This is a genomic window from Streptomyces sp. NPDC024698 (genome assembly GCF_055559015.1).
In genome coordinates this window covers 441,601-464,667 of record NZ_JBVHLK010000003.1, presented here as the reverse complement: position 1 = coordinate 464,667, position 23,067 = coordinate 441,601, and the positions used below count along the sequence as shown (strand labels likewise).

The 23,067-nt window shown below is 71.1% G+C and carries 21 protein-coding genes; 11 read left to right on the top strand and 10 right to left on the bottom strand.

From position 1 onward, the window contains the following. Positions 1 to 82 precede the first annotated feature (82 nt). The gene (gene xylA, locus ACZ4AA_RS09930; protein WP_467598346.1) at positions 83 to 1,249 is read left to right on the top strand and encodes a xylose isomerase; all 1,167 of its coding nucleotides are present in this window, start codon (positions 83 to 85) and stop codon (positions 1,247 to 1,249) included. 597 nt (positions 1,250 to 1,846) lie between these two features. Beyond that, entirely contained in the window at positions 1,847 to 2,449 is a 603-nt protein-coding gene (locus tag ACZ4AA_RS09925) for a hypothetical protein (protein ID WP_467598343.1), read from the top strand. Positions 2,450 to 2,515: 66 nt separating this feature from the next. Here ACZ4AA_RS09925 and ACZ4AA_RS09920 read toward each other — a convergent pair whose 3' ends face one another. Further along, positions 2,516 to 3,859 (bottom strand): esterase-like activity of phytase family protein, encoded by a 1,344-nt coding sequence (locus ACZ4AA_RS09920; protein ID WP_467598340.1) that lies wholly within the window; start codon positions 3,857 to 3,859, stop codon positions 2,516 to 2,518. Between the two features lie 277 nt (positions 3,860 to 4,136). Between ACZ4AA_RS09920 and ACZ4AA_RS09915 the strand changes: the two genes are divergently transcribed. After that, a complete protein-coding gene (locus ACZ4AA_RS09915) occupies positions 4,137 to 4,319 on the top strand; it encodes a hypothetical protein (protein ID WP_385395845.1) in 183 nt (60 codons plus the stop codon). 196 nt (positions 4,320 to 4,515) lie between these two features. Here the strand turns inward: ACZ4AA_RS09915 and ACZ4AA_RS09910 are convergent, their stop codons facing one another. From ACZ4AA_RS09910 to ACZ4AA_RS09900, 3 genes are all read right to left on the bottom strand, one after another. Further along, positions 4,516 to 5,391, bottom strand: a complete 876-nt coding sequence (locus ACZ4AA_RS09910; RefSeq protein ID WP_467598336.1) for a hypothetical protein — start codon at positions 5,389 to 5,391, stop codon at positions 4,516 to 4,518. Between the two features lie 134 nt (positions 5,392 to 5,525). Beyond that, complete coding sequence (locus ACZ4AA_RS09905; protein WP_467598951.1) at positions 5,526 to 5,834, bottom strand: hypothetical protein; 309 nt, start codon at positions 5,832 to 5,834, stop codon at positions 5,526 to 5,528. A 182-nt stretch (positions 5,835 to 6,016) separates the two neighbouring features. Further along, positions 6,017 to 6,616 (bottom strand): class I SAM-dependent methyltransferase, encoded by a 600-nt coding sequence (locus tag ACZ4AA_RS09900; protein ID WP_467598333.1) that lies wholly within the window; start codon positions 6,614 to 6,616, stop codon positions 6,017 to 6,019. A 152-nt stretch (positions 6,617 to 6,768) separates the two neighbouring features. Here ACZ4AA_RS09900 and ACZ4AA_RS09895 point away from each other — a divergent pair, with 152 nt between their 5' ends. From ACZ4AA_RS09895 to ACZ4AA_RS09865, 7 genes are all read left to right on the top strand, one after another. Further along, positions 6,769 to 7,542, top strand: coding sequence for an MHYT domain-containing protein (locus ACZ4AA_RS09895; RefSeq protein ID WP_467598330.1), 774 nt, complete (start codon positions 6,769 to 6,771; stop codon positions 7,540 to 7,542). A gap of 62 nt (positions 7,543 to 7,604) precedes the next feature. Then, on the top strand, positions 7,605 to 10,163 hold the full coding sequence (locus tag ACZ4AA_RS09890; protein ID WP_467598327.1) for a sensor histidine kinase: 2,559 nt from the start codon (positions 7,605 to 7,607) through the stop codon (positions 10,161 to 10,163). Next, the gene (locus ACZ4AA_RS09885; protein WP_467598324.1) at positions 10,160 to 10,597 is read left to right on the top strand and encodes a roadblock/LC7 domain-containing protein; all 438 of its coding nucleotides are present in this window, start codon (positions 10,160 to 10,162) and stop codon (positions 10,595 to 10,597) included. The genes ACZ4AA_RS09890 and ACZ4AA_RS09885 overlap by 4 nt, the downstream gene beginning before the upstream one ends. A gap of 20 nt (positions 10,598 to 10,617) precedes the next feature. After that, complete coding sequence (locus ACZ4AA_RS09880) at positions 10,618 to 11,031, top strand: DUF742 domain-containing protein (RefSeq protein ID WP_467598321.1); 414 nt, start codon at positions 10,618 to 10,620, stop codon at positions 11,029 to 11,031. 193 nt (positions 11,032 to 11,224) lie between these two features. Beyond that, positions 11,225 to 11,830, top strand: a complete 606-nt coding sequence (locus tag ACZ4AA_RS09875) for a GTP-binding protein (protein WP_467598318.1) — start codon at positions 11,225 to 11,227, stop codon at positions 11,828 to 11,830. 232 nt (positions 11,831 to 12,062) lie between these two features. After that, positions 12,063 to 12,476, top strand: a complete 414-nt coding sequence (locus tag ACZ4AA_RS09870) for a roadblock/LC7 domain-containing protein (RefSeq protein ID WP_467598314.1) — start codon at positions 12,063 to 12,065, stop codon at positions 12,474 to 12,476. A gap of 127 nt (positions 12,477 to 12,603) precedes the next feature. Beyond that, the gene (locus tag ACZ4AA_RS09865; RefSeq protein WP_467598311.1) at positions 12,604 to 13,662 is read left to right on the top strand and encodes a DUF6397 family protein; all 1,059 of its coding nucleotides are present in this window, start codon (positions 12,604 to 12,606) and stop codon (positions 13,660 to 13,662) included. Here ACZ4AA_RS09865 and ACZ4AA_RS09860 read toward each other — a convergent pair. After that, positions 13,599 to 14,465: an acyl-CoA thioesterase gene (locus ACZ4AA_RS09860; protein ID WP_467598308.1), complete on the bottom strand. Its 867-nt coding sequence runs from the start codon at positions 14,463 to 14,465 to the stop codon at positions 13,599 to 13,601. The genes ACZ4AA_RS09865 and ACZ4AA_RS09860 overlap by 64 nt on opposite strands. A 19-nt stretch (positions 14,466 to 14,484) precedes the next feature. After that, the gene (locus ACZ4AA_RS09855; protein WP_467598305.1) at positions 14,485 to 16,998 is read right to left on the bottom strand and encodes a DEAD/DEAH box helicase; all 2,514 of its coding nucleotides are present in this window, start codon (positions 16,996 to 16,998) and stop codon (positions 14,485 to 14,487) included. 145 nt (positions 16,999 to 17,143) lie between these two features. Between ACZ4AA_RS09855 and ACZ4AA_RS09850 the strand changes: the two genes are divergently transcribed. Then, a complete protein-coding gene (locus tag ACZ4AA_RS09850; RefSeq protein WP_467598301.1) occupies positions 17,144 to 17,938 on the top strand; it encodes a metal-dependent hydrolase in 795 nt (264 codons plus the stop codon). A gap of 71 nt (positions 17,939 to 18,009) precedes the next feature. Here the strand turns inward: ACZ4AA_RS09850 and ACZ4AA_RS09845 are convergent, their stop codons facing one another. From ACZ4AA_RS09845 to ACZ4AA_RS09830, 4 genes are all read right to left on the bottom strand, one after another. Beyond that, a complete protein-coding gene (locus tag ACZ4AA_RS09845; protein WP_467598298.1) occupies positions 18,010 to 18,285 on the bottom strand; it encodes a type B 50S ribosomal protein L31 in 276 nt (91 codons plus the stop codon). 36 nt (positions 18,286 to 18,321) lie between these two features. Then, entirely contained in the window at positions 18,322 to 18,792 is a 471-nt protein-coding gene (locus tag ACZ4AA_RS09840) for a DUF5709 domain-containing protein (RefSeq protein ID WP_467598295.1), read from the bottom strand. A gap of 327 nt (positions 18,793 to 19,119) precedes the next feature. Then, positions 19,120 to 21,009 carry an ABC transporter ATP-binding protein gene (locus ACZ4AA_RS09835; RefSeq protein WP_467598292.1) on the bottom strand — a complete coding sequence of 630 codons (1,890 nt, stop codon included), beginning with the start codon at positions 21,007 to 21,009 and terminating at the stop codon, positions 19,120 to 19,122. Further along, positions 21,006 to 22,871: an ABC transporter transmembrane domain-containing protein gene (locus ACZ4AA_RS09830; protein WP_467598289.1), complete on the bottom strand. Its 1,866-nt coding sequence runs from the start codon at positions 22,869 to 22,871 to the stop codon at positions 21,006 to 21,008. Before ACZ4AA_RS09830 ends, ACZ4AA_RS09835 begins: the two co-directional genes overlap by 4 nt. Between the last annotated feature and the right edge of the window lie 196 nt (positions 22,872 to 23,067).

Sequence of the window (23,067 nt, the reverse complement as noted above, 5' to 3'; positions counted from 1 at the left end):
TCGTCTCTTCCCAGAGACGCGTCCGCATACTAATTTGTAAACTGCCATGACGAAATAGTCCGAGCTAACAAGGAGCCGCGGCATGAACTACCAGCCCACCCCCGATGACAGGTTCACCTTCGGCTTGTGGACCGTCGGCTGGCAGGGACGGGACCCGTTCGGCGACGCCACCCGGCGCGCCCTGGACCCGGTCGAGTCCGTACAGCGCCTGGCCGAGCTCGGCGCGTACGGTGTGACCTTCCACGACGACGACCTGATCCCCTTCGGATCCTCGGACAGTGAGCGCGAGTCGCACATCAAGCGGTTCCGCCAGACGCTGGACGCGACCGGCCTCAAGGTGCCGATGGCGACCACCAACCTGTTCACGCACCCCGTCTTCAAGGACGGCGCGTTCACCTCGAACGACCGTGACGTGCGCCGCTACGCGCTGCGCAAGGTCGTCCGCAACATCGACCTGGCGGTCGAGCTCGGCGCCGAGACGTACGTCGCGTGGGGCGGCCGCGAGGGCGCCGAGTCCGGGGCCGCCAAGGACGTGCGCGTCGCCCTCGACCGCATGAAGGAGGCGTTCGACCTCCTCGGCGAGTACGTGGTCTCGCAGGGCTACGACCTCAAGTTCGCGATCGAGCCCAAGCCGAACGAGCCCCGCGGCGACATCCTGCTTCCCACCGTGGGTCACGCGCTCGCCTTCATCGAGCGCCTGGAGCGCCCGGAGATGTACGGCGTGAACCCGGAGGTCGGCCACGAGCAGATGGCCGGTCTGAACTTCACCCACGGCATCGCGCAGGCCCTGTGGGCGGGCAAGCTCTTCCACATCGACCTCAACGGTCAGTCCGGCATCAAGTACGACCAGGACCTGCGGTTCGGCGCGGGCGACCTGCGGTCGGCCTTCTGGCTGGTGGATCTCCTGGAGAGCGCCGGTTACGCAGGCCCGAAACACTTCGACTTCAAGCCGCCGCGGACCGAGGACTTCGACGGCGTGTGGGCGTCGGCGGAGGGCTGCATGCGCAACTACCTGATGCTGCGCGAGCGCGCGGCGGCCTTCCGGGCCGACCCCGAGGTGCAGTCGGCGCTGCGTGCCTCGCGCCTGCACGAGCTGGCGCAGCCCACCGCCGAGGACGGCCTGGCGGGGCTGCTCGCGGACCGCGCTGCCTTCGAGGACTTCGACGTCGAGGCCGCGGCCGCGCGTGGCATGGCCTTCGAGCAGCTGGACCAGCTCGCCATGGACCACCTCCTGGGCGCGCGCGGCTGAGCGCATCGCCGCCTCGGGAACGGACCCGCCCCGCGGCGGGTCCGGCCCGTGGTCCGCTGCGGCCGATCTTCGTGTGGATTTTCCCGGAATCATGCGATCCAGGGCATGAGTCCGTATCAACTTCCGCACAGGGGTCGCGCGATGACAGGATTCGAGGCGACTCTGGGTGGTATGGCCATGCCGCCCGAACCATCTCAGCCTCCAGGATCGCCGGGAGATCCGCACCGTCCTGGGGGTGATGCTCAGAGCCCGCGTCCGGGCGGCTACGGCCCTCCGTCGTCCGGGGGCTACAGTCCCCCGTCCTCAGGCGGCTACGGTCCACCGTCGTCGGGAGGCTATGGACCTCCGCCTTCCGGCGGTTACGGTCCTCCGCCGGATGGTTTCGGATCTCCTTCAGGAGACGACGACACTTCCCTCGGGGGCTACGGTTCGCCCTCGCAGGGGAGCGGGTGGCCACCTGGACACAGCGCTGGACACGGCGGTGGAGGATGGCAGCCTCCCCCTCCGCCGCCCGGATCCCCGCCCGGATCTCCGTCAGGGCCGCCGGACGGCCCCGGCGGTCACCGCGGCGGGCGCCGCCGCACCAGCGTGCTTCTCGTGATCGCCCTGGTCGTCGGTGTCGCCGTCATCGTCGCCGTGGTCGTGGCCACCACAGGTGGCGGCGGCAAGAACAAGAAGTCCCCCGCCGAGAGCACCGGACCGTCGCCGCGCCCCTCGTCGAGTCTCCCGTCCGGACTGCCGTCGCTCCCTTCGAGCCTGCCCACCGTCGTGCCGTCGCTTCCTTCGAGCCTGCCCTCCGGGCTGGTGCCCAGCGACCTGCGATCACTCTTCCCGTCCCTCGCGAACGACGAGGTGCCCTACTACATGCTCAGCAAGGGCGATTGTTTCGACACGGACGACACCCAGCCCGGACAGGCCGCCAAACGCGAGTGCACGCAGCCGCACGACGCGGAGGTCGTGAAGGTCACCGAACTCAACGGCACCTATACGACGGACGTGGCCCTCAAGAAGGCGGCGTCAGCCCTGTGCGCGGTTCCGCTGGAGCGCAAGGCCGCCCAGCAGTCCGCCGGTACGGTGCGCGGCACACTCGTGCAGTACCCGGACACCGGGACCTTCGGGACCGGCATCGACAAGGTCGCGTGCAGCCTGGCCGCGGGCGTCGGCGAAGGCACCCACAAGCTCACCGGGCCGCTGAATTGAACGGCACGCGTGCGTGGACGCCGTCCGTCGTCCACGCACGCGTGCCGCGCCGAAGGGGCGGCGGGATCAGATCCCGTGCGGCAGGCGCACGTAGGTGACGGTCGTCTCGACACCGCTGTCCACGAGCCGTCCCTGCGCGTCGAAGGCGCCCGCTCCGTCGGTCATCCCGAAGTCGTTGTCGTTGATGACGGCGAGCGTGTCGTGGTCCACGCGCGCGACGCCCTCGATCTTGCCGGGAACTCCCGCGACGGTACCCAGATCGACCACGAGACGCTTCTCGAGCACCGGGACGCCGGCCGACGCCGGGTCGTCCAACTGCTCCAGCGAGGGTGACGTGGTGTCGTCGTCCCACGGGCCGCCGAGGATGTCGGCCTCCCGTGTGAGCCGTACCGACTGGAGACGGGCAGCCTTGTCGGTGCGCTCCTCGACGAGCAGCCGGTCACCGCCGACGGCCACCACGGAGGAGATCTTCAGTTCGGACGTGTCGTCCTCGCCGGGGTCGACCACGTCGACCGGGTCCAAGCGGTACGCGTACTCGGCGGTCACGGCGTGCTTCCTGGGGGAGAAGCGCAGCAGCCGCGTGTTGCGCGACGTGTCACCGGCGTTCGCGTCGGGCAGCGAGAGGGGGCTCTGAAGCGCCATCACCAGATCACCGTCGGGGAGTTGGGTGAGCCCTTCGAGACCGCGGTTGGTCTTGCGGTGGAGCAGAACGGCCGGCAGCGCCTCGATGACCGGGTAGTCCGCGCCGGTCAGCTTGAGACCCTTGGGAACGTAACGCGCGAGGACCTTCCCGCGCGCGGAGACGTGGACCAGGGACGGGCTGTACTCGTCGACCAGCCAGAAGGAGCCGTCCTTCGCCCGCACGATGCCCTCGGTGTCCAGGCCGTTAGCGTTGTACGGAAGGGGGGCCTGGGCGTCGTAGGAGTACGGTGCCTCGTCGCGCCCCGCCTGGTTGGACAGCCCGGTGACCGCCTTCCCCGAGGATGTGGTGATCGGGATCGCGCCGATGACCTTCACGCTGTCACCGCACACCCGGATCTTCACGATCGCCGGGTCGAAACCCGGCACCGGGAACGTCCGGCGCTTCTTGCCGTCCACCTTGATCTGGCCGTTCGGGCCCCGGTCGGTGACCGTCCAGAACTCGCCCCTGCGCCCGGCCGGGTAGATGTCGCTGCCGATGCCGCCGAGATCGACACCTCGGTCGTCGTCGACCGTGCCGGGCAAGAGGGTGTTGCTGAAGGTGCCGAGGGGGATGTTCCCGAGCGTCGCGGTGTGCGTCACCCGCGGCTGCGCGGGGCCGGACGTCGCATCCGCGGAGCCGGCCGTCACGAGAGCGGCCAGTACGGCGAGCGGCACGCCCAGGGCGACGGACCGGTGGACGAACTGTTTGCCGGCGACATGCGGGGACATCAGGCCTCCTGAGTCACAAGTACGTTGACAGCGGCCACAGTTGGCCCTGACGCCGAACGGCTCACGACCTGGGGGTGAACGCCGCGCGTCGACCGATCGTCGAGCTCCCTCCGCCGGGACGGGTGCGGCCGACGAGGCGCCCAGGGGCTGCCCGGGTGCCCTCAGGGTCGACCAGGGGTGCGTATCAGGGACGTATCAGGGTCGCGGTCCGGAACCGTGGGACGCGGGGACCCGTTCTCAGGACAGAGAGCGGCAGCAGCCGCGGAGGAGGCGACACATGTCGAAGAACGCGAAGATCGCCGCAGGAGGTGTGGCGGTCGGCCTGATTCTGTTGATCTGGCTGCCCTGGTGGGCCGCCTTCCTGATCGTGCTGGGAGTTCCGGCGGTCGCGTATCTGGCGCTGGACCCCTCACAGCGGCGCAGGCTGCGCCGTGTCACCCGCAAGGAGCTCGGCCGCTGAGGCCGGCTGCCGAGCTCGGCCGCTGAGGAGCGATCGCCCGGCGGTGATCCGTCCGTCGGGCGATCCCCGGTTCACGGTGAGTCGACTGTCCCCCCCCGGCTCACCGAGACCGGTGAGCTCCGGGAGGGCCGGGAAGACGGGCGCGGGACACCGGTCGAAGACCGCGTCATCCGGGGATTCCGGGTGACGCGGTCACTCAGCTGGGGCGGACCGCCATCTTGTCCAGTGCCTCCAGGAGGCTGGGCAGCTCCGGCCCGCGACCGACGGGGAGAACCTCCCCGGGTTCATCGTCGAGCAGTACGAACGCGATGTCGTCCGTCCTGGCGACGAGGGACCAGCCGGGGCCGTCGGCGCGCAGGGTGCGGGCGTCGCCCGTGGCGAAGGACGAGCGGACGCGGCCCAGCGGCGGCGGCGTGTCCACGTACGAGCGGGCCTCGGCGAGGACGCGGCGGATGCCGGCACGGTTCACGGCTTTCCCGTCCTTCTCGCCGTCGCCCTGCTTCCCGTCCTGGCTCGAAGCGTCCTGAGCGTCGTCGGAGGCGCCCTCGGCGCCCTCCGCGGCCGCGAACTCGCTGTCGTCGATCTGCTCGCGCCACGTCGCCCACTGAAGGGCGATCTCGTCCGCACCGAGGCGTCGCTGGGCGGGTCCCCAAGAGGCGGTGTCCGGCGGGCTGAGCGGAGGCCGCTCCGTGAGCTCGGCCGACGGATCGTGCGGCGCCGGCACCCCGGGGGCCGAGACGGCGACCGCGAGGGGCCAGCCGGGCAGCGCGGCCACGACCGTCCGCTCGTCCGGCGACAGTTCGTGTTCCATCCCGCAGTCCCAGGACGCGATGGCGACGGCGACCAGGGAGACGTCGTCGATGACGACGGTCCAGCGCGCGCCCTCTCCGTCCTGGCCGAGCACCAGCCCGTACCCCTCCGCGAGAGGTGCGAGGTCGAGCGTCGCGCAGGCCTCCGGGTAGTCGTCACCGAGAACGCTGGGGAACTTCGCCGGCGTCAACAACACCGCCGTCAGTACGTACAGCGCGTCGTCGTCCCCGGTGGCGACGGCGTCTTCGTCCGTCCCGGCCATTTCCAGCCTCCCGATCGCTCCATCTGTCGGCGCACCCTAAGCGACGGGAAGGCGCTTGTCACGGGCCCGAAACCTGTGCGGAGCTGCAAGTATCCGGCTGGACGGGGGCGAAACGCCCTCACGGGCCCGCCCGGTCAGGCGGCGGGCAGTCCGAGCAATGTGCGGGCGACGGCCTGCGGCGACTCGTCGCGCTCCCGGGCGAGGGCGACAACTGCCCGGCAGGCAAGCTCGTTCACACCGAAGGACAGTGCCTCGGGCGACACCCAGGCGGCTGCCTCGTCTATCTGGTCCTGGTCGTCCTCCGCGCACGCGGCCACGTACACCGCGGCCGCCTCGAACAGGTTGTATGTGCGCTTTCTCTCGTCCCGGGCCGTCCTCCGCGAGGAGCCCCCGGGCTCCTCCGCCTTGGTCCTGCGCCCGATCGAGCGGAGCCTGCCGAACATGCCGGTCATCCGTCACCATCCCCTGTCCGATCGCCGATCGTGCAGTAGCTGCTACTCAACGTAGACATGGAGTCGCGGCGACAGAAGAGGGGCGGCGCGGTGAAGAGGAACCTCCGTATCAGCGGCCGGCCGCGGAGAGCGCGGAGAGCGTGGGTCCGCAGCCGGCAGGGTCCCCCGAGCGGTCAGCCCCGGCGGGCGGCCAGCGCGAGGAAACGGGCGTCCTCGTCCACGTACGAGACCATGTCCCAGCCGGAACCGGCCAGCAGGGGCCCCAGGTTGTGCTCGGCGCGGAGGTCGTCCGGAGTGATCCGCCGGCCTTGGCGGGCCGCGAGCGCCGCCCGGCCGATCGGGTGGAAGAGGGCCAGCGTGCCGCCGGGCCGTACCACCCGGGCCAACTCCGTGAGATTCGCGGCCGGGTTCGGAAGATGTGCGACGAGCCCGGCCGCGAACACGCCGTCCAGCGACTCCGTACGCAGCGGCAGGGCCGTGACATCGGCCAGGAGCAGCCGCCCCTCACGATCCCGTCCGGCCTGGACCGCCGCCTCCAGCATGGCCGGGGTCAGATCGGCTCCGACGACCACGCCGGTGTCGCCCACGGCCGCGCGCAGCGGGGGCAGGGCGCGCCCGGTGCCGCAGCCGGCGTCCAGCACCCGATCGCCCGCGCGCAACCGCATCCGCGCCACCGCGGCCGCGTAGGCGGGGCCGTCGTCGGGGAAGCGGCTGTCCCAGTCGGCGGCGCGGGCACCGAAGAACTCCTGGACGTGCGTGTGGTCGTCGCTCATGTGCCGCATGATCTCTCACCGACACGAAGGATGACGCGGTGCACACGTTCGAGCCCGACGCGATCGCACGGGTGCACCTCTTCGTCACTTTGCAACAGCTTTCGAAACGCGCCCCAGTTGTGCGCCCCAGCGCGCACTAGCGTCCCGGGGCCATGGGACACCTGGACCACGCCGCTTTCGGCTGGCTGACCCCCGTAATGTCGTTTGCGATGGCCTGCACAGGCTCCGCGCTGGCGCTGCGCTGCACGGTCCGCGGCCTCGACGCCTCCGGACGGTCGCGCCGCAACTGGCTGCTCACGGCGGCCTCGGCCATGGGTACGGGCATCTGGACGATGCACTTCGTGGCGATGCTCGGCTTCGGTGTCACCGGCACCGAGATCCGCTACGACGTGCCTCTGACGATCTTCAGCCTGCTGGTCGCCATGACCGTCGTCGGCGCGGGCCTCTTCGCCGTCGGCTACGGCCGTGACCGACGCCGTTCACTCGCCCTCGGCGGGCTCACCGCCGGGTTCGGCATCGCGAGCATGCACTACCTCGGCATGGCGGCGCTGCGCCTGCATGGTCAGGTCCGCTACGACCCGGCACTCGTCGCCCTCTCCGTCGTGATCGGCGTGATCGCGGCGACCGCCGCACTGTGGGCCGCGATCTCCATCAGGTCCCCCGTGGCGGTCGCCGTCGCCTCCCTCGTCATGGGCGGCGCGGTGAGCACCATGCACTACACCGGAATGATGGCCGTGAGCGTGCGCGTCAGCCCCTCGGGCGACGCGCTGTCCGGCGCCACGGCGATGCAGTTCATCTTCCCGCTCGCCGTCGGACTCGGTTCCTACCTCTTCCTGACCGCCGCGTTCGTCGCGCTGTCCCCGATGTCCGGCCGAACCGAGACGTCCGTGCCCGCTCGGCGCCCGGCCGACGGCGTCGTCCGCTGACGCCGCTCCCGGAGCCGCGCGGCCCCGACGGCACGCCCCGAACCTCTCGGATCGAGGAGACCATGCGTACACCCCGAAGGACCACCACAGGCGGCCCGCAGCCGCCGCCCCCGCGCCGCGGCCGTCGCGCGCACGCGGGCCCGCCGGCCGAGGAGGGCACGGGCATCGGGGACCTCCTCGACACCGTCCCGCCCGAAGCACCCACGCGCGTGGGAGGGTGGCGGATCCGGCCCCGTACCGTGCGGGCCAAGATCGTGAGCCTGCTGATGGTGCCCATCGTCTCCCTGCTCGCCCTGTGGGCCTACGCCACCGTGAGCACCGCGCAGGACGTCGCGCGGCTGCGCGAGTCACAACGCGTGGACTCGACGGTCAGGGCCCCCGTCGACGCCGCTGTCGCCGCGCTCCAGGCCGAACGCACGGAAGCGGTCCGTTACGCGACCGACCCCGCCACGGTGTCGCCGAGCGACTTCAAGGATCTCTCACGACTCACCGACAGTGCCGTGGCGAGGCTCCGCCTGGGAGACCACAACACCGTCGCCGACGGCGCGGACCTGCCCGGCGGGGTCGCCGAACGCCTCGCCGCCTTCGTCGCGGACGCGGGGCGGCTGCGGTCGCTGCGCACCGGTGTACTGGAGCGCCGCACCGGATGGGAAGTGGCGTACGGCGAGTACACCCGGACCATCGCGACGGCATTCGGTGTCGACGGGGCGCTCACCGGCATCTCCGCCGCGGCCATGGGCTCCGACGCGCGTGTCCTGCTGGAGTTCTCCCGGGCCGGCGAGGCGCTCGCCCAGGAGGACGCCGTGCTCGGCGGAGCCCGGCTATCCGGGACGCTCGACGGCGAACGGCTGAGGCTGTTCACGGGGGCCGTGGACACGCGCCGCACCCTGACGGACGCCTCGACCCCGGACCTCACCGGGCTCCGGCTGAGCGCCTGGAACGACCTCGTGGAGGGCAGCGCGTACGACGACGTGCGCACCATCGAGGACAGGGTGATGGCCGCGCGCCCCGGAGCCAAGGCACTCGACGCCGCTCCGGAGGCCGTCTGGAGCATCGCTCACGAGCGGGTGAGCGAGGGCATGCGCACGGCCGAGGCCGACGCGAGCCGCGGCACCGCGGACGCGTCCGACCCGCTCGGGCACGCCCTGCTCACCCCGGCCGGCGCCGCGGTCCTCTTCGGCCTGGCCGCCGTCATCGCCTCGCTGATCATCTCCGTACGCATCGGACGCGACCTCGTCGTCGAACTCGTGGCACTGCGCGACGGCGCCCTGGACATCGCCCGCCGGAAACTCCCCGAGGCCATGCGCAGACTGCGCGCGGGCGAGGCGGTCGACGTGGACGAGGAGGCCCCGCCCGCGCGGCGATCGGAGGACGAGACCGGGCAGGTGGCGCAGGCGCTGAACACCGTCCACCGAGCCGCCCTGCGTGCCGCGGTCGAGCGCGCGGAGCTGGCGGGCGGCATCTCCGGGGTCTTCGTCAATCTCGCCCGCCGCAGCCAGGTACTCGTGCACCGCCAGCTGAATCTCCTGGATGCCATGGAGCGCAGGTCCGAGGACCCGGACGAGCTGAGCGACCTGTTCCGGCTCGACCACCTCACCACGCGGATGAGGCGGCACGCGGAGAGCCTCATCATCCTCTCCGGAGCCGCGCCGGGGCGGGCCTGGCGAAGGCCCGTCTCGCTCATGAACGTGGTCAGGGCGGCGGTCTCCGAGGTCGAGGACTACGCGCGCGTGGAGGTACGCCAATTCCCTGAGGCGGCCGTGGCCGGCGGAGCGGTCGCCGACCTCACCCATCTCCTGGCGGAACTCGTCGAGAACGCCGCCCAGTTCTCGCCCCCGCACACCCGAGTGCGCATCACGGGGGAACCGGTCGCGAACGGCTATGCGATCGAGATCGAGGACCGGGGTCTGGGCATGGGGAAGGAACGGATCGCCGAGGCCAACCTGCGCATCGAGCGCTCCGAGGCGCTCGACCTCTACGACAGCGACCGGCTCGGCCTCTTCGTGGTCAGCAGACTCTCGGCTCGGCACGCCATCAAGGTGCACCTCCAGGCCTCGCCCTACGGGGGTACGACCGCGGTCGTGCTGCTGCCCACGGCGCTGCTGCACGAAGGCCCGGTGGAACGTTCCCTCCCCGAGGCCGAGACGGACGGGCCGCTGGAAAGGGAGTACGCGCGCGTGCCGGTCACTCCGGGAAACGACGCCGTCCGGGCCGTCGGCGAACGGCCCGCGCTGGTCCCGACACGACCGAAGGCCGCTGCGGATCCGGCGAGCGCATCACGGGTGACCCCACCCGCGCCGAACGCTACGACGGAGACCGCGCCCTCGGGTGTCGCGTCACTTCGCCTGCACCGCACCCAGGAGGACTCCGAGAGCTCCGGTGGGCTTCCCCGCCGGGTCCGCCAGACGAGTCTCGCCCCCCAACTGCGAGGACAGCGTGCCGAGGAGCCGGCGGAGCCCCCGGACTCCCCGGGAGACGACGAGCGCACACCCGAACTCGTACGGGCCCGCATGGCCGCGTACCGGGCCGGCTGGGCACGCGGCGGCGGCCGGTCACCCGGCATCGGCGCCACCTCTGGCCGCGCAGCGGGCAGCGACAGCAGCGAAGGAGACCCCTCATGATCCAGGATCCGAGCCAGGCCGGTACCCAGCGGTCCGGTGAACTCGACTGGCTGCTGGACGACATGGTGCTGCGGGTGACCGAAGTTCGGCACGCCGTCGTCCTGTCGAACGACGGACTGGCGGTGGGAGCCTCCACCGGCCTGCGGCGCGAGGACGCCGAACACCTCGCTGCCGTCGCCTCCGGATTCCACAGCCTGGCCAAGGGGGCGGGCCGCCACTTCGGCGCGGGAGGGGTGCGCCAGACGATGGTGGAGATGGACGAGGGCTTCCTGTTCGTGGCCGCGGCGGGGGACGGCTCGTGCCTCGCCGTCCTGACGGCCGTCACCGCTGACATCGGCCTCGTGGCCTATGAGATGGCGCTCCTGGTCAAGCGAGTCGGCGAGCACCTCCACGCACCGCCCAGGGTCGCCGCACAGCCGCCCGCGGCGGGATGACCGGGGACAGGCCTGTGCAGATGACCGAGGACACGCCGGACATCCCGTCATGGCCGGACAGCCAGTGGTACGACCAGGAGGCGGGACCGCTCGTCCGCCCCTACGCCGTGACGGGCGGCCGCACCAAATCCGGTCCGGCCGGGACACGTCTGGACCTGATCGCCCTGGTCACGCTCGGCCGGACAGCGGCGGGAGCGGACGAGGACACCTCGCTCGGTCCTGAGCACCGGAGCCTGATCGAACTGTGCCGGGCCGAGACGCTGTCGGTCGCCGAACTGGCAGCGGGCACCGGCCTCCCCGTAGGAGTGGTCAGGGTGCTCCTGGGGGATCTCGTGGAACGCGGCCGCGTCACCGTCAGCCGGCCCGTGCCTCCCGCGGAGCTGCCCGACGAGCGAATCCTGCGCGAGGTGATCGAGGGGCTGAGGGCGCTCTAGGTGATCCACAACGGTCGGCATCACGGCCATGGGTGCTCACTCCCAGGCGCGGAACGGGTGCGTTCCGGTCGCATCCGGGAACATGCGGTCCAACTCGGCCCGGCAGAGCCTTGGTTGTCATGATGCTGGCTTCGCAGACCCGTACCGAAGCATCGATGCCGGCCGCCGCCGGCACTCCCGAGAGAAGTGATCCATGGTCTCCGAGAACTCCGACGCCACGGGTGACGACCCGACCGCCCTGGCGCTGAAGATACTGGTCGCCGGCGGCTTCGGCGTCGGAAAGACCACCCTGGTGGGCGCGGTCAGCGAGATCCGGCCGCTGCGCACCGAGGAACTGCTGAGCGAGGCCGGCCGGCCGGTCGACGACACCGACGGCGTGGGCCGGAAGACCACCACGACCGTGGCCATGGACTTCGGGCGCATCACCATCCGGTCCGGCCTGTCGCTCTACCTCTTCGGAACACCCGGCCAGGACCGCTTCTGGTTCCTGTGGGACGAGTTGTCGACCGGTGCCCTGGGGGCCGTCGTCCTCGCCGACACCCGACGGCTCGAGGACTGCTTCCCGGCGGTGGACTACTTCGAGAACCGTCGCATCCCCTTCGTGGTGGCCGTCAACCGTTTCCCGGACGCTCGCGCGTACGGTGCCGAGGACGTCTCACGTGCCCTCGACCTCGATCAGGGGACACCGGTCGTCCTCTGCGACGCACGCGAGCGCGACTCCGGGAAGGAGGTGCTGATCCGGCTCGTCGAGTACGCGGGCAGAGTGCACACCGCCAGGCTGCTCGAATCGGTCGGCTGAGGCGGTGGCCTTGCCGCGTCGGCACTGTCGGGCGCGACGGCCCGCCGTCCCGAGTCCTGCCCGATGCAAGGGCCGACCGCCCGGCATCCTCTCCGGCGCGACGGGTTCGCACCTGCTCGTCGGCCATCTTCTCTGCCATGCCATCCGTGTGCCTTGCCGGGACGGCGGCAGTGGGGAAGGCTTGCTGGTCGAATCCTCCGGCCAGGGGGACGGCACACGGGGAGACCGGAACATGGAGCAGAACACGAGGCTCGGCTGGCTGCTGGACGACCTCACCGAGCGCGTCGAGCACGTTCGGCACGCGCTGGTGCTGTCCAACGACGGGCTGGTGACGGGCGCGAGCGCAGGACTTCGGCGCGAGGACGCGGAACACCTCGCCGCGGTGTCCTCGGGACTGCACAGCCTGGCCAAGGGCTCCGGGCGCCATTTCGGCGCCGGGCAGGTGCGGCAGACCATGGTCGAGTTCGACGAGGCGGTGCTCTTCGTCACCGCGGCCGGATCGGGGAGCTGTCTGTCCGTCCTCAGCGGGGCGGAGGCGGACATCGGACAGGTCGCCTACGAGATGACGTTGCTGGTGAACCGCGTCGGCGAGCACCTTCGCGTGGACGCGCGGCACCCGGAAGGCAAGCCCGCTTCGGACTTCTGACCTGCTGAAACGTCGCCGCGGCCGAGGTTTTCCACAGGCTCGCCACGATGTCCGGCAATCCGGATACGGTTTTTCCCGAGGCGAGCGCAGACCGGCGCGAGCCTCCCACACCACAGGGGAGACCGTCATGTCCGGGACCACCATCACGCAGTCCGCCACCGTCTCGCTCAGCCGGGCCGCACGGGAACTTGAGCTCAGGCGAGGCGAGTTCGACCTCGCTCTGCACCTCGGCTGTGTCCGCTCGGTTCCCGACGAGGGAGGCGGGGGACGCAGGGTCACCCGTGCGGAGATCGACCGGGTGCGAGCCGACGGCGGCTTCCCGGAGACGCTGCGCGAGCGGGTCAAGGCCGTCGGCACCACGGAGGGCGCGGCTCTCCTGGGCGTCACGAACACCCGGTTCACCCGCCTCGCACGCCTGGGACTTGTGGTGCCGGTCAAGGTCTACCTGAACCGCTACAGGGCAGTCGTCTGGCTCTACCTGGCCGAGGAACTGAAACAGTTCGCCGCCGACCGGCAGAACGCGCCGCTGATGAGCGGTCGGACACCCACAGGCCTCCGGGATCAGTTGGAAGACGGTCTGGACCTGCGTCCCCGCAACTGGCGTGGCCGGCACCTGGGGTTCCTGCTGCGGCAGACCGATGATCCCTGGGCCCGCGCCGCCGCGGTGGCGTCCCTGCTCGACCCCGTCCAGGTGTCCGAGATCGTCGAGGACCCCTCTGAGCGCGCCCATCTCAACCGCCTCCGGCCCGCGCCCGTTTCACAGGCCGCGCCCGACTCGCCCGGAGCCCGCGTCATCGAGCGCATCACCACGGCGGACGACCCGGACGAGATCGGCTGGCTGAGGGCGGACCTGGGGCAGAGTGTTCTGGAGGCCAGGGAAGACCGCCCGGCGCCCCGCCCGGCAGCGGACGACACACCGCTCCCGGCACCGGCCCCCGTACTTGTCTCGTCAGTGGGGATGCCGACGGGCGCTCCATCGTCATCGGCCCCGACCGCACCGGCCGGTACCACCCACTCTGTGCGAGGACGCGTCGCCGCGGATCTCCCGATCACGCGGCGTGAGGCCGCGAGGTCACGGAGGCTGCTGACCTGGCTGCGGGGAAGGACCCCGGACGTCACGGCCTACAGCGCCCGGAACAGTCCTTCCTGCACGACCGAGACCAGCAGGCGTCCTTCGAGGTCGTAGATGCGCCCACGGGCCAGCCCACGGCCACCCGTCGCGATCGGCGACTCCTGGTCGTAGAGGAACCACTCGTCCGCACGGAACGGCCGGTGGAACCACATGGCGTGATCCAGCGACGCCATGTCGAAGCCGCGCGGTCCCCACAGCGGCTCCACCGGGATGCGGACAGCGTCCAGGAGGGTCATGTCACTGGCGTAGGTGAGAGCGCAGGTGTGCACGAGCGGGTCGTCGCCCAGCGGTCCGACGGCACGCATCCATACGGCGCTGCGCGGCTCGGCGCCCTTGATCTCCTCGGGCGTCCAGCGCAGCCGGTCCACATAGCGGATGTCGAACGGCTGGCGTCGCGCCATGCGCTCCAGCGTTTCCGGCAGAGCTCCCAGATGCTCCTTGATCTCCTGCGTCACCGTCGGCAGGGACTCAGGGTCCGGTACCTCACGGGCCGGCGGCAGTTGGTGCTCGAAGCTCCCTTGCTCCGGCTTGTGAAAGGAGGCGGTCAGATTGAAGATCGTGCGGCCCTGCTGCACCGCGGTGACACGGCGTGTGGTGAACGACCGCCCGTCCCGAACCCGTTCGACCTGGTACACGATCGGCACGCCCGGCCGGCCAGGACGCAGGAAGTACGCGTGCAGCGAGTGCACCGGCCGGTCGCCCTCCGTGGTGCGGCCGGCGGCGACCAGCGCCTGGCCCGCCACCTGGCCGCCGAAGACCCGCTGGAGCGACTCCTGCGGGCTGCGCCCGCGAAAGATGTTGACCTCGATCTGCTCCAGGTCGAGCAGGTCGACGAGCCTTTCGGCCGGGTTCGTCATCGGTGGGATTCTCCTGTGCTCACAGCTGGCCGACGTCGGTGACCTTGACGATGGCACGGCCCTCGGCGTCCGAGGCCGTGAGGTCGACCTCCGCGCTGATGCCCCAGTCGTGATCGCCGTTCGGGTCCGCGAAGGTCTGGCGGACGCGCCACAGACCGTTCTGCGGCTCCTCCACGATCGAGAGGAGCTTGGGCCCGCGGGCGTCGGGGCCGGTGCCGAGGTCCTCGTACTCGTCCCAGTACTTGTCCATCGCCTCGCCCCACGCGTCGGCGTCCCAGCCGGACTCGCCGTCCAACTCGCCGAGTTCGTCGACGTGGTCCAGCGCAGCCAGCTCGACCCTGCGGAACATCGCGTTGCGGACCAGGACACGGAAGGCGCGTGCGTTCGCGGTGACGGGCTTGACCTGGTCGGCCTTCTCCTGGGCCTCCTCGGCCGTCATCACCTCGGGGTTGGCGAGCTGCTCCCACTCGTCGAGAAGGCTGGAGTCGACCTGTCGCACCATCTCGCCCAGCCAGGCGATCAGGTCCTCCAGGTCCTCGGACTTGAGGTCGTCCGGGACGGTGTGCTCCAACGCCTTGTAGGCACTGGCCAGGTAGCGCAGGACGATGCCCTCGGTGCGGGCGAGCTCGTAGAAGGAGACGAACTCCGTGAAGGACATGGCCCGTTCGTACATGTCACGGATGACGGACTTCGGCGACAGCGGGTGGTCGCCGACCCACGGATGGCTCTTGCGGTAGGTGTTGTACGCGTGGAAGAGCAGCTCCTCCAGCGGCTTGGGGTACGACACCTCCTGGAGGCGCTCCATGCGCTCCTCGTACTCGATGCCGTCGGACTTCATCGCGGCCACGGCCTCGCCACGGGCCTTGTTCTGCTGAGCCGCGAGGATCTGCCGCGGTTCGTCGAGCGTGGACTCCACGACGGACACCATGTCCAGGGCGTACGACGGGGACTCGGGGTCCAGCAGGTCGAAGGCGGCGAGAGCGAACGTCGACAGGGGCTGGTTGAGCGCGAAGTCCTGCTGGAGGTCGACCGTCAGCCGTACGATGCGGCCGGTCGGGTCGGGCTCGTCGAGCTTCTCCACGATGCCGCCGTCCAGGAGCGAGCGGTAGATCGCGATGGCCCGGCGGATGTGCCGCAACTGCTGCTTGCGCGGCTCGTGGTTGTCCTCCAGCAGATGCCGCATCGCGTCGAAGGCGTTGCCCGGCCGTGCGATCACCGAGAGCAGCATCGTGTGCGTCACGCGGAAGCGCGAGGTCAGCGGCTCGGGATCGGAGGAGATCAGCTTCTCGAAGGTGCTGTCCGTCCAGCCGACGAAGCCCTCGGGAGCCTTCTTGCGGACCACCTTGCGGCGCTTCTTCGGGTCGTCGCCCGCCTTGGCGAGCGACTTCTCGTTCTCGATGACGTGCTCGGGCGCCTGAGCGACGACGTAGCCCGCCGTGTCGAAGCCCGCGCGCCCGGCCCGGCCGGCGATCTGGTGGAACTCACGGGCGCGCAGCGTACGCACCCGGGTCCCGTCGTACTTCGTCAGCGCGGTGAACAGCACCGTGCGGATGGGGACGTTGACGCCGACACCGAGGGTGTCCGTGCCGCAGATGACCTTCAGGAGACCGGCCTGGGCCAGCTTCTCCACGAGCCGCCGGTACTTGGGCAGCATGCCGGCGTGGTGCACCCCGATCCCATGACGGACGTAACGGGACAGGTTCTGGCCGAACTTGGTGGTGAACCGGAAGTTGCCGATGAGCTCGGCGATCTGGTCCTTCTCCTCACGCGTGCACATGTTGATGCTCATCAGCGCCTGCGCCCGCTCCACGGCCTGCGCCTGGGTGAAGTGCACGATGTAGACCGGGGCCTGCTTCGTGGCGAGCAGTTCGGTGAGCGTCTCCGTGAGCGGGGTGAGCACGTACTCGTAGGAGAGCGGGACGGGCCGGGTCGCCGAACGGACCACAGCCGTCGGGCGGCCGGTGCGGCGCGTGAGGTCCTTCTCGAACATGGCGACGTCACCGAGCGTCGCCGACATCAGGATGAACTGAGCCTGCGGAAGTTCCAGGATCGGGATCTGCCAGGCCCAGCCGCGGTCGCCCTCGGCGTAGAAGTGGAACTCGTCCATGACGACCTGGCCGACGTCGGCGTGCTTGCCGTCCCGCAGCGCGATGGACGCGAGGACCTCGGCGGTGCAGCAGATCACCGGAGCGTCGGCGTTCACGGAGGCGTCGCCGGTGAGCATGCCGACGTTCTCGGTGCCGAACATCTTGCACAGCTCGAAGAACTTCTCCGAGACGAGCGCCTTGATCGGTGCCGTGTAGAAGGTGACCTGGTCCTTGGCGAGCGCGGCGAAGTGCGCACCCGCGGCGATCATGCTCTTGCCCGAGCCGGTGGGCGTCGAGACGATCACGTTCGCCCCCGAGACCACCTCGATCAGCGCCTCCTCCTGATGGGGGTACAGCGTGAGACCGCGCTCCCCGGCCCACGACTCGAAGGCTTCGTAGAGGGCGTCGGGGTCTGTGGTCTGCGGCAGCTGATCGATGAGGGTCACGCCCCCATCTTGCCTGTCGATACACGTGATGGGGGAATCGGATGTTCGGGGAAAGATCACGACCGCTACGCTGTGGCGCCGGTGACGCGTCGGCGTGCACGGGCAACTGGACAGCGTTACAAGAGAAATGGGGCGGGGAACGGCCATGATGGGACCAGCACACTCACTGTCGGGGGCCACGGCCTGGCTGGGCGTCGGAGCGGCTGCCGCCGCGACCGGCCACACCATGCCCTGGCCGGTCCTGCTCGTCGGCGCCCTGATCTGCGCGGGTGCCGCTCTCGCCCCGGATCTGGACCACCACGCCGCCACCATCTCGAACGCCTTCGGACCGGTGTCGCGAAGGCTGTGCGAGATCGTCGACAAGCTCTCCTACGCCGCCTACAAGAGCACCAGGAAGCCGGGCGACCCCCGGCGCAACGGCGGACACCGCACACTGACGCACACCTGGGTGTGGGCGGTGGCGGTCGGATCGGGCACGGCGGTCCTGGCGATCACCTGCGGTCGCTGGGCGGTCCTCGGCATCCTCTTCGTGCACATGGTGCTCGCCATCGAGGGTCTGCTGTGGCGCGCCGCCCGCGGTTCGAGCAGCAACGTCCTGGTCTGGCTGCTCGCCGCGACGACCTCCTGGATCCTCGCGCAGACCCTGGACAAGCCGGGCAACGGCTCGGACTGGCTGTTCACCGCGCCGGGCCAGGAGTACCTCTGGCTCGGTCTGCCGGTCATCCTCGGCGCCCTGGTGCACGACATCGGGGACGCGCTCACGGTGTCGGGCTGCCCGATCCTGTGGCCCATCCCGATCGGCCGCAAGCGCTGGTACCCGATAGGCCCGCCCAAGATGATGCGCTTTCGCGCGGGCAGCTGGGTCGAGCTCAAGGTGCTGACGCCGGTGTTCATGCTGCTGGGCGCCGTGGGCTGCGCGGCCGCGCTGAACTTCATCTGAGTCCTGCGCCTCCCAGGGGCCCGGCCCGGGCGGCGGGGCGTTCGGCGCCCGACACGGGGCGGCTGTCGCGCTCAGCCGCCCTCGCCTGCGCCGGGCCCCGGCTCCCCGCCTCCGAAGCGTCGCTCGAACTGGGCGATGCGGCCCTCCGAATCCACCGTGCGGGCCTTGCCCGTGTAGAACGGGTGGCTCTCCGAGGAGATCTCGACGTCCACGACCGGGTAGGTCTCGCCGTCGTCCCAGTCGATGGTCCGGTCGCTCGTCGCGGTGGACCGCGTGAGGAAGGCGTAGCCGGCGGACCGGTCGCGGAACACCACGGGGCGGTAGTCGGGCTGCTTGTCCTGCTGCATGGCAACTCCTTGGGGCAGGCGCGGGACGTGGGTCGGTCAGCCGGACACGGCGTCCTCGTCGACGATGTGCATCGCGGCTTCCTCCGCCGAGGCCGCGGCGCCGTCGATGCCGATGTCCGTGGCGATGAGCCCGCTCTCCTCGTCCTCGTGCGCGCCTTCGTTCGGGGCCACCAGACGGCCGGAGCGGAGGGCGCCCACCTCGTTGTCGAGGGGCTCTCCGTCGGTGCCCTCGCAGTCGCCGATGCCGTCCCCGTCGGATCCGGCGATGTCGGGCAGCTCGTCGGCGAGGCGCTGGTCCAGGGTCTCGCCCGCACTGCGTTCCGAGGCGGTCACTCCGCGGTGCTCCACCGCCCAGGGCCGCTCCGGCGGGGACCAGCCGCGGTCCAGGGGGTCACTGACACCGTCCGTGATCAGTGTGTCCTCGGCGTCGAGCAGCCCCGCGTCGTCCTGTACCTCGGATCCGTCGGGCTGGTAGACGTCGTCTCCCCATCCGTCGGCGCTGTCCACGGGTACCTCCAGGGGATGCGGTCGGGGCCGCGGTCACCGTGTTCGACGGCGGGCGCGCGGGCCCGAGGACACAGGCGTCGCTCCCCGCGAACCGGTTGGTTCCCGGGAGTCCCCCGAGCGGGTGCCCACAACCAGCCTTCCACCCCCCTTCGGCACCGCGCAACGCCACAGGGGCCGACCAGCAGTTCCGCGAGGACCGATGTCCCGCCCGCCCGGCCCTCGGCGGGACAGGTGGCGAGACACGTGACGGGCACGCCGGCCCGCCGGGTACCCGGTCCGTACGCGGTGGCCGGTGCCCCCGGCGGGCACCCGGATCGGCCGGCCCGCTCACCCGTGCCACGACCTCCACAGCGCCGCGTACGCCCCGTCGGCCGCGACCAGTTGATCGTGGCTGCCGAGTTCGCTGATGCGGCCGTTCTCGACGACGGCGATCACGTCCGCGTCATGGGCCGTGTGGAGGCGATGGGCGATCGCGATGACGGTGCGGCCGTCGAGAACGCGGGCCAGCGAGCGTTCCAGATGCCGGGCGGCCCGTGGGTCCAGGAGCGAGGTGGCTTCGTCCAGGACCAGGGTGTGCGGGTCGGCGAGGACCAGCCGGGCCAGCGCGATCTGCTGGGCCTGGGCCGGAGTGAGCGCGAACCCGCCCGAGCCGACCTCGGTGTCCAGACCGTCGTCCAGCACCCGTACCCATCCGGCCGCGTCGACCGCGCCGAGAGCAGCCCACAGTTCGGCGTCGACGGAGGCGGCGACTGCGCCCTCCTTCGGTGCCGGACCGGGAGCCGGGGCCCCTTCCAGCTTCTCGTCCTGACGCTGATCCTGCTCCTGCTTCTCGTCCTGGTGCCGACGGGAGCGCGGAACGGCGAGCAGCAGGTTGTCGCGGAGGGAGCCCACGAACACATGGTGCTCCTGGTTGACCAGGGCCACATGCGCCCGGACCTCCTCCGCGGGCATACGGGACAGCTCAGCGCCGCCGAGCGTGATCCGGCCGTCCCGGGGCGCGTAGATTCCGGCGAGCAGCCTGCCCAGCGTGGACTTGCCCGCACCGGACGGGCCGACCAGGGCGAGCCGGGTGCCGGGCGGAACCTCCAGGGAGACCTCCCGCAGCACGTCCACACCCTCCCGGTAGCCGAAGTGCACTCCGTCGGCGTGGACGTCGCGCCCCTCCGGGGCCACGGCGGGATCGCCCGCGTCCGGCTCGATGTCGCGGACGCCGACCAGGCGTGCCAGCGAGACCTGCGCCACCTGAAGCTCGTCGTACCAGCGCAGGATCAGTCCGACCGGGTCCACGAGCATCTGGGCGATCAGCGCGCCCGTCGTCAGCTGGCCCACCCCGATCCACCCCTGGAGGGCGAGCCATCCGCCGATCATGAGGACGGAGCAGAGCACGGTCACATGGGTGATGTTGACGACCGGGAAGAGCACCGACCGCAGCCAGAGCGTGTAGCGCTCCCACGCCGTCCACTCCCGGATCCTGCGGTCCGACAGCTCGATGCGGCCGGTGCCCAGCCGGTGTGCCTCGACGGTGCGTCCGGCGTCGACCGTCTCGGCGAGGACGGCGGCGACGGCGGCGTAGCCGGCCGCCTCCGAGCGGTAGGCGGCAGGAGCCCGCTTGAAGTACCAGCGGCAGCCGATCACCAGCACCGGCACGGCGACCAGGACGGCGGGAGCGAGCACCGGGGCGGTCACGGCGAGACCGCCGAGCAGGAGCGCCGCCCACACCACACCGATGGCCAGCTGGGGGACGGCTTCGCGCATCGCATTCCCGAGCCGGTCGATGTCGGTGGTGATGCGGGACAGCAGGTCGCCCGTCCCGGCCCGTTCCAGGACGCCGGGCGGCAGACCGACGGACCGGACGAGGAAGTCCTCACGCAGATCCGCCAGCATCCGTTCGCCGAGCATCGCACCACGCAGCCGCACCTGCCGGACGAACACGGCCTGGACGAGCAGCGCGACGACGAAGAGGGCGGCGGTGGCCCCCAGATGGAGGTCGCGGGCGTGGTCCGAGACCCGTTCGACGACCGCGCCCAGCAGATAGGGGCCAGCCATCGAGGCCACGACGGCCACCGTGTTGACGGCGACCAGGAGCAGGAAGGCCCTGCGGTGCCGCCGGAACAACTCGGTGACGTAGGCGCGTACGGTCGCGGGCGCGCCGACGGGCAGCGTGTTCGCCGTCGTCGGGGCGGCCGGGTCGTACGCCGGTGGCGCCACGCCGATCATGCCTTCTCCTCGATCTCTTTCAGTACGCCGTCAAAAACGGCCTCGTCGTCCGCGGTCACCTCGCCGAGAGCGGCCCGGCCGGCGAGTTCTCCGGCGGCCTCCTCCTCGGTCTCCCGGGTCACCACGGCCCGGTACCGCGGCTCGCTCCGCACCAGTTCGCGGTGCACGCCGACCGCGACGACCTCGCCGTCATGGACCAGGACGACCCGGTCGGCGTGGTCCAGCAGCAGCGGTGAGGAGGTGAGGACCACGGTCGTGCGCCCGGCGCGCAGGGTACGGACCCCGTCGGCGATCCGGGCCTCGGTGTGCGAGTCGACCGCGGACGTGGGCTCGTCCAGGACGAGCACCTCGGGGTCCGTGATCAGGGACCGGGCCAGCGCGAGACGCTGGCGCTGGCCCCCGGACAGGGACCGCCCGCGCTCGGTGACGCGCGCGTCCATCGGATCCTCCGTGCCGAGCGAACCCTGGGCGAGCGCTTCCAGGACGTCGCCGCACTGCGCCGCGGACAGGGCAGCCCCGGCGCTCACGAGACCCGACGCGGGCACGTCGAGCAGTTCGCTCAGGGAGCCGGACAGCAGCACCGGGTCCTTGTCCTGGACGAGGACGGCGGTGCGGGCGCACTCCAGAGGCAGCTCGTCCAGCGGTACGCCCCCGAGGACCACCGACGCGGTTCTCGGTCCGCCGTCGGGCCTCTCCTCGTCCGGTTCGGAGGCATGGCCGCCGAGCCGCTCGGCCAGCAGGCCCGCCGCGTCCGGGTCACCGCACACCACGGCGGTGAAGCGGCCCGCGGGAGCGAGCAGGCCGGTCACCGGGTCGTACAGATCGCCCCTCGGGACCTGCGCGGCGAGCGAACCGCCGCTGTCCATGGCCCGTTCGAGGGACAGCACCCGTGCCGCTCGCCTGGCCGACGGGCGTGAGAAGGAGTACGCCATGGCGATCTCCTCGAAATGGCGCAAGGGGTAGGTGAGCAGCATGACGGCGCTGTACACCGTGACGAGTTCGCCGACCTCGATCCCGCCGTCCCTGGCCAGTTGTACGCCGCGCCAGACGACGGCGATCATGAGCAGACCGGGCAGAAGCACCTGGATCGCCGAGATGAGCGACCACATGCGCGCGCTGCGCACGGCGGCCCGGCGGACCTCCTGGGAGGCGCGGCGGTAGCGGTCGAGGAAGAGCTCCTCGCCGCCGATTCCGCGCAGCACCCGCAGGCCCGCCACGGTGTCGGAGGCCAGCTCGGTGGCCCGGCCCGCCTTCTCCCGCTGGAAGTCGGCGCGCCGGGTGGCACGGGGCAGCAGCGGCAGCACGGCCAAGGCCAGCACCGGTACGCCCACGGCGACGATCACACCAAGGGCCGGCTGGTAGAGCGTCAGTGCCACACAGACCACCACGACCGTCACCGCGGCCGCCGTGAAGCGGGACACGGCCTCCACGAACCAGCCGATCTTCTCGACGTCGCCGGTGGAGACGGCGACCACCTCGCCCGCCGCGACGCGCCGGGTCAGGGCGGAGCCCAGCAGCGCGGTTCTGCGCGCCAGCAGTTGCTGGACGCGCGCTGCCGCGGTGATCCAGTTGGTGACCGCCGTGCGGTGCAGCATGAGTTCGCCCAGGGCGATGCACACGCCGCACACCGCCATCAGCCCTCCCGTCAGGGCCAGCCGGGTGCCGGAGCGGTCGACGACGGACTGGACGGCGAGGCCGACGCAGAACGGCAGCGCGGACACGGCCAGGAAGTGCAGCAGACCCCAGGCCAGGGCCTTGAACTGTCCGCCGAGCTGATTCCGCCCGAGCCACCACAGGAATCGGGGACCTGAGCGTGCGTCGGGCACACCCGGATCGGGATACGGAAGGTCTTGGATCTGCATGACGTCCCAGTGGCTCGTGTCAGGCGGTGGAGAGTGCGACGGATTCCGGCAGCCGTGGCCGGGGCCGGCAGCAAACCGTGAAAGGTTCGCGTCGCGGCGTGGTCGAATGCAAACGGTTTTCCGCGCCGGCGGAAAGAACCGGCCCCAGCGCTTGCGACGGGCCGGGACGGGCGGGGAGGGCGATTCGCCCGATAGC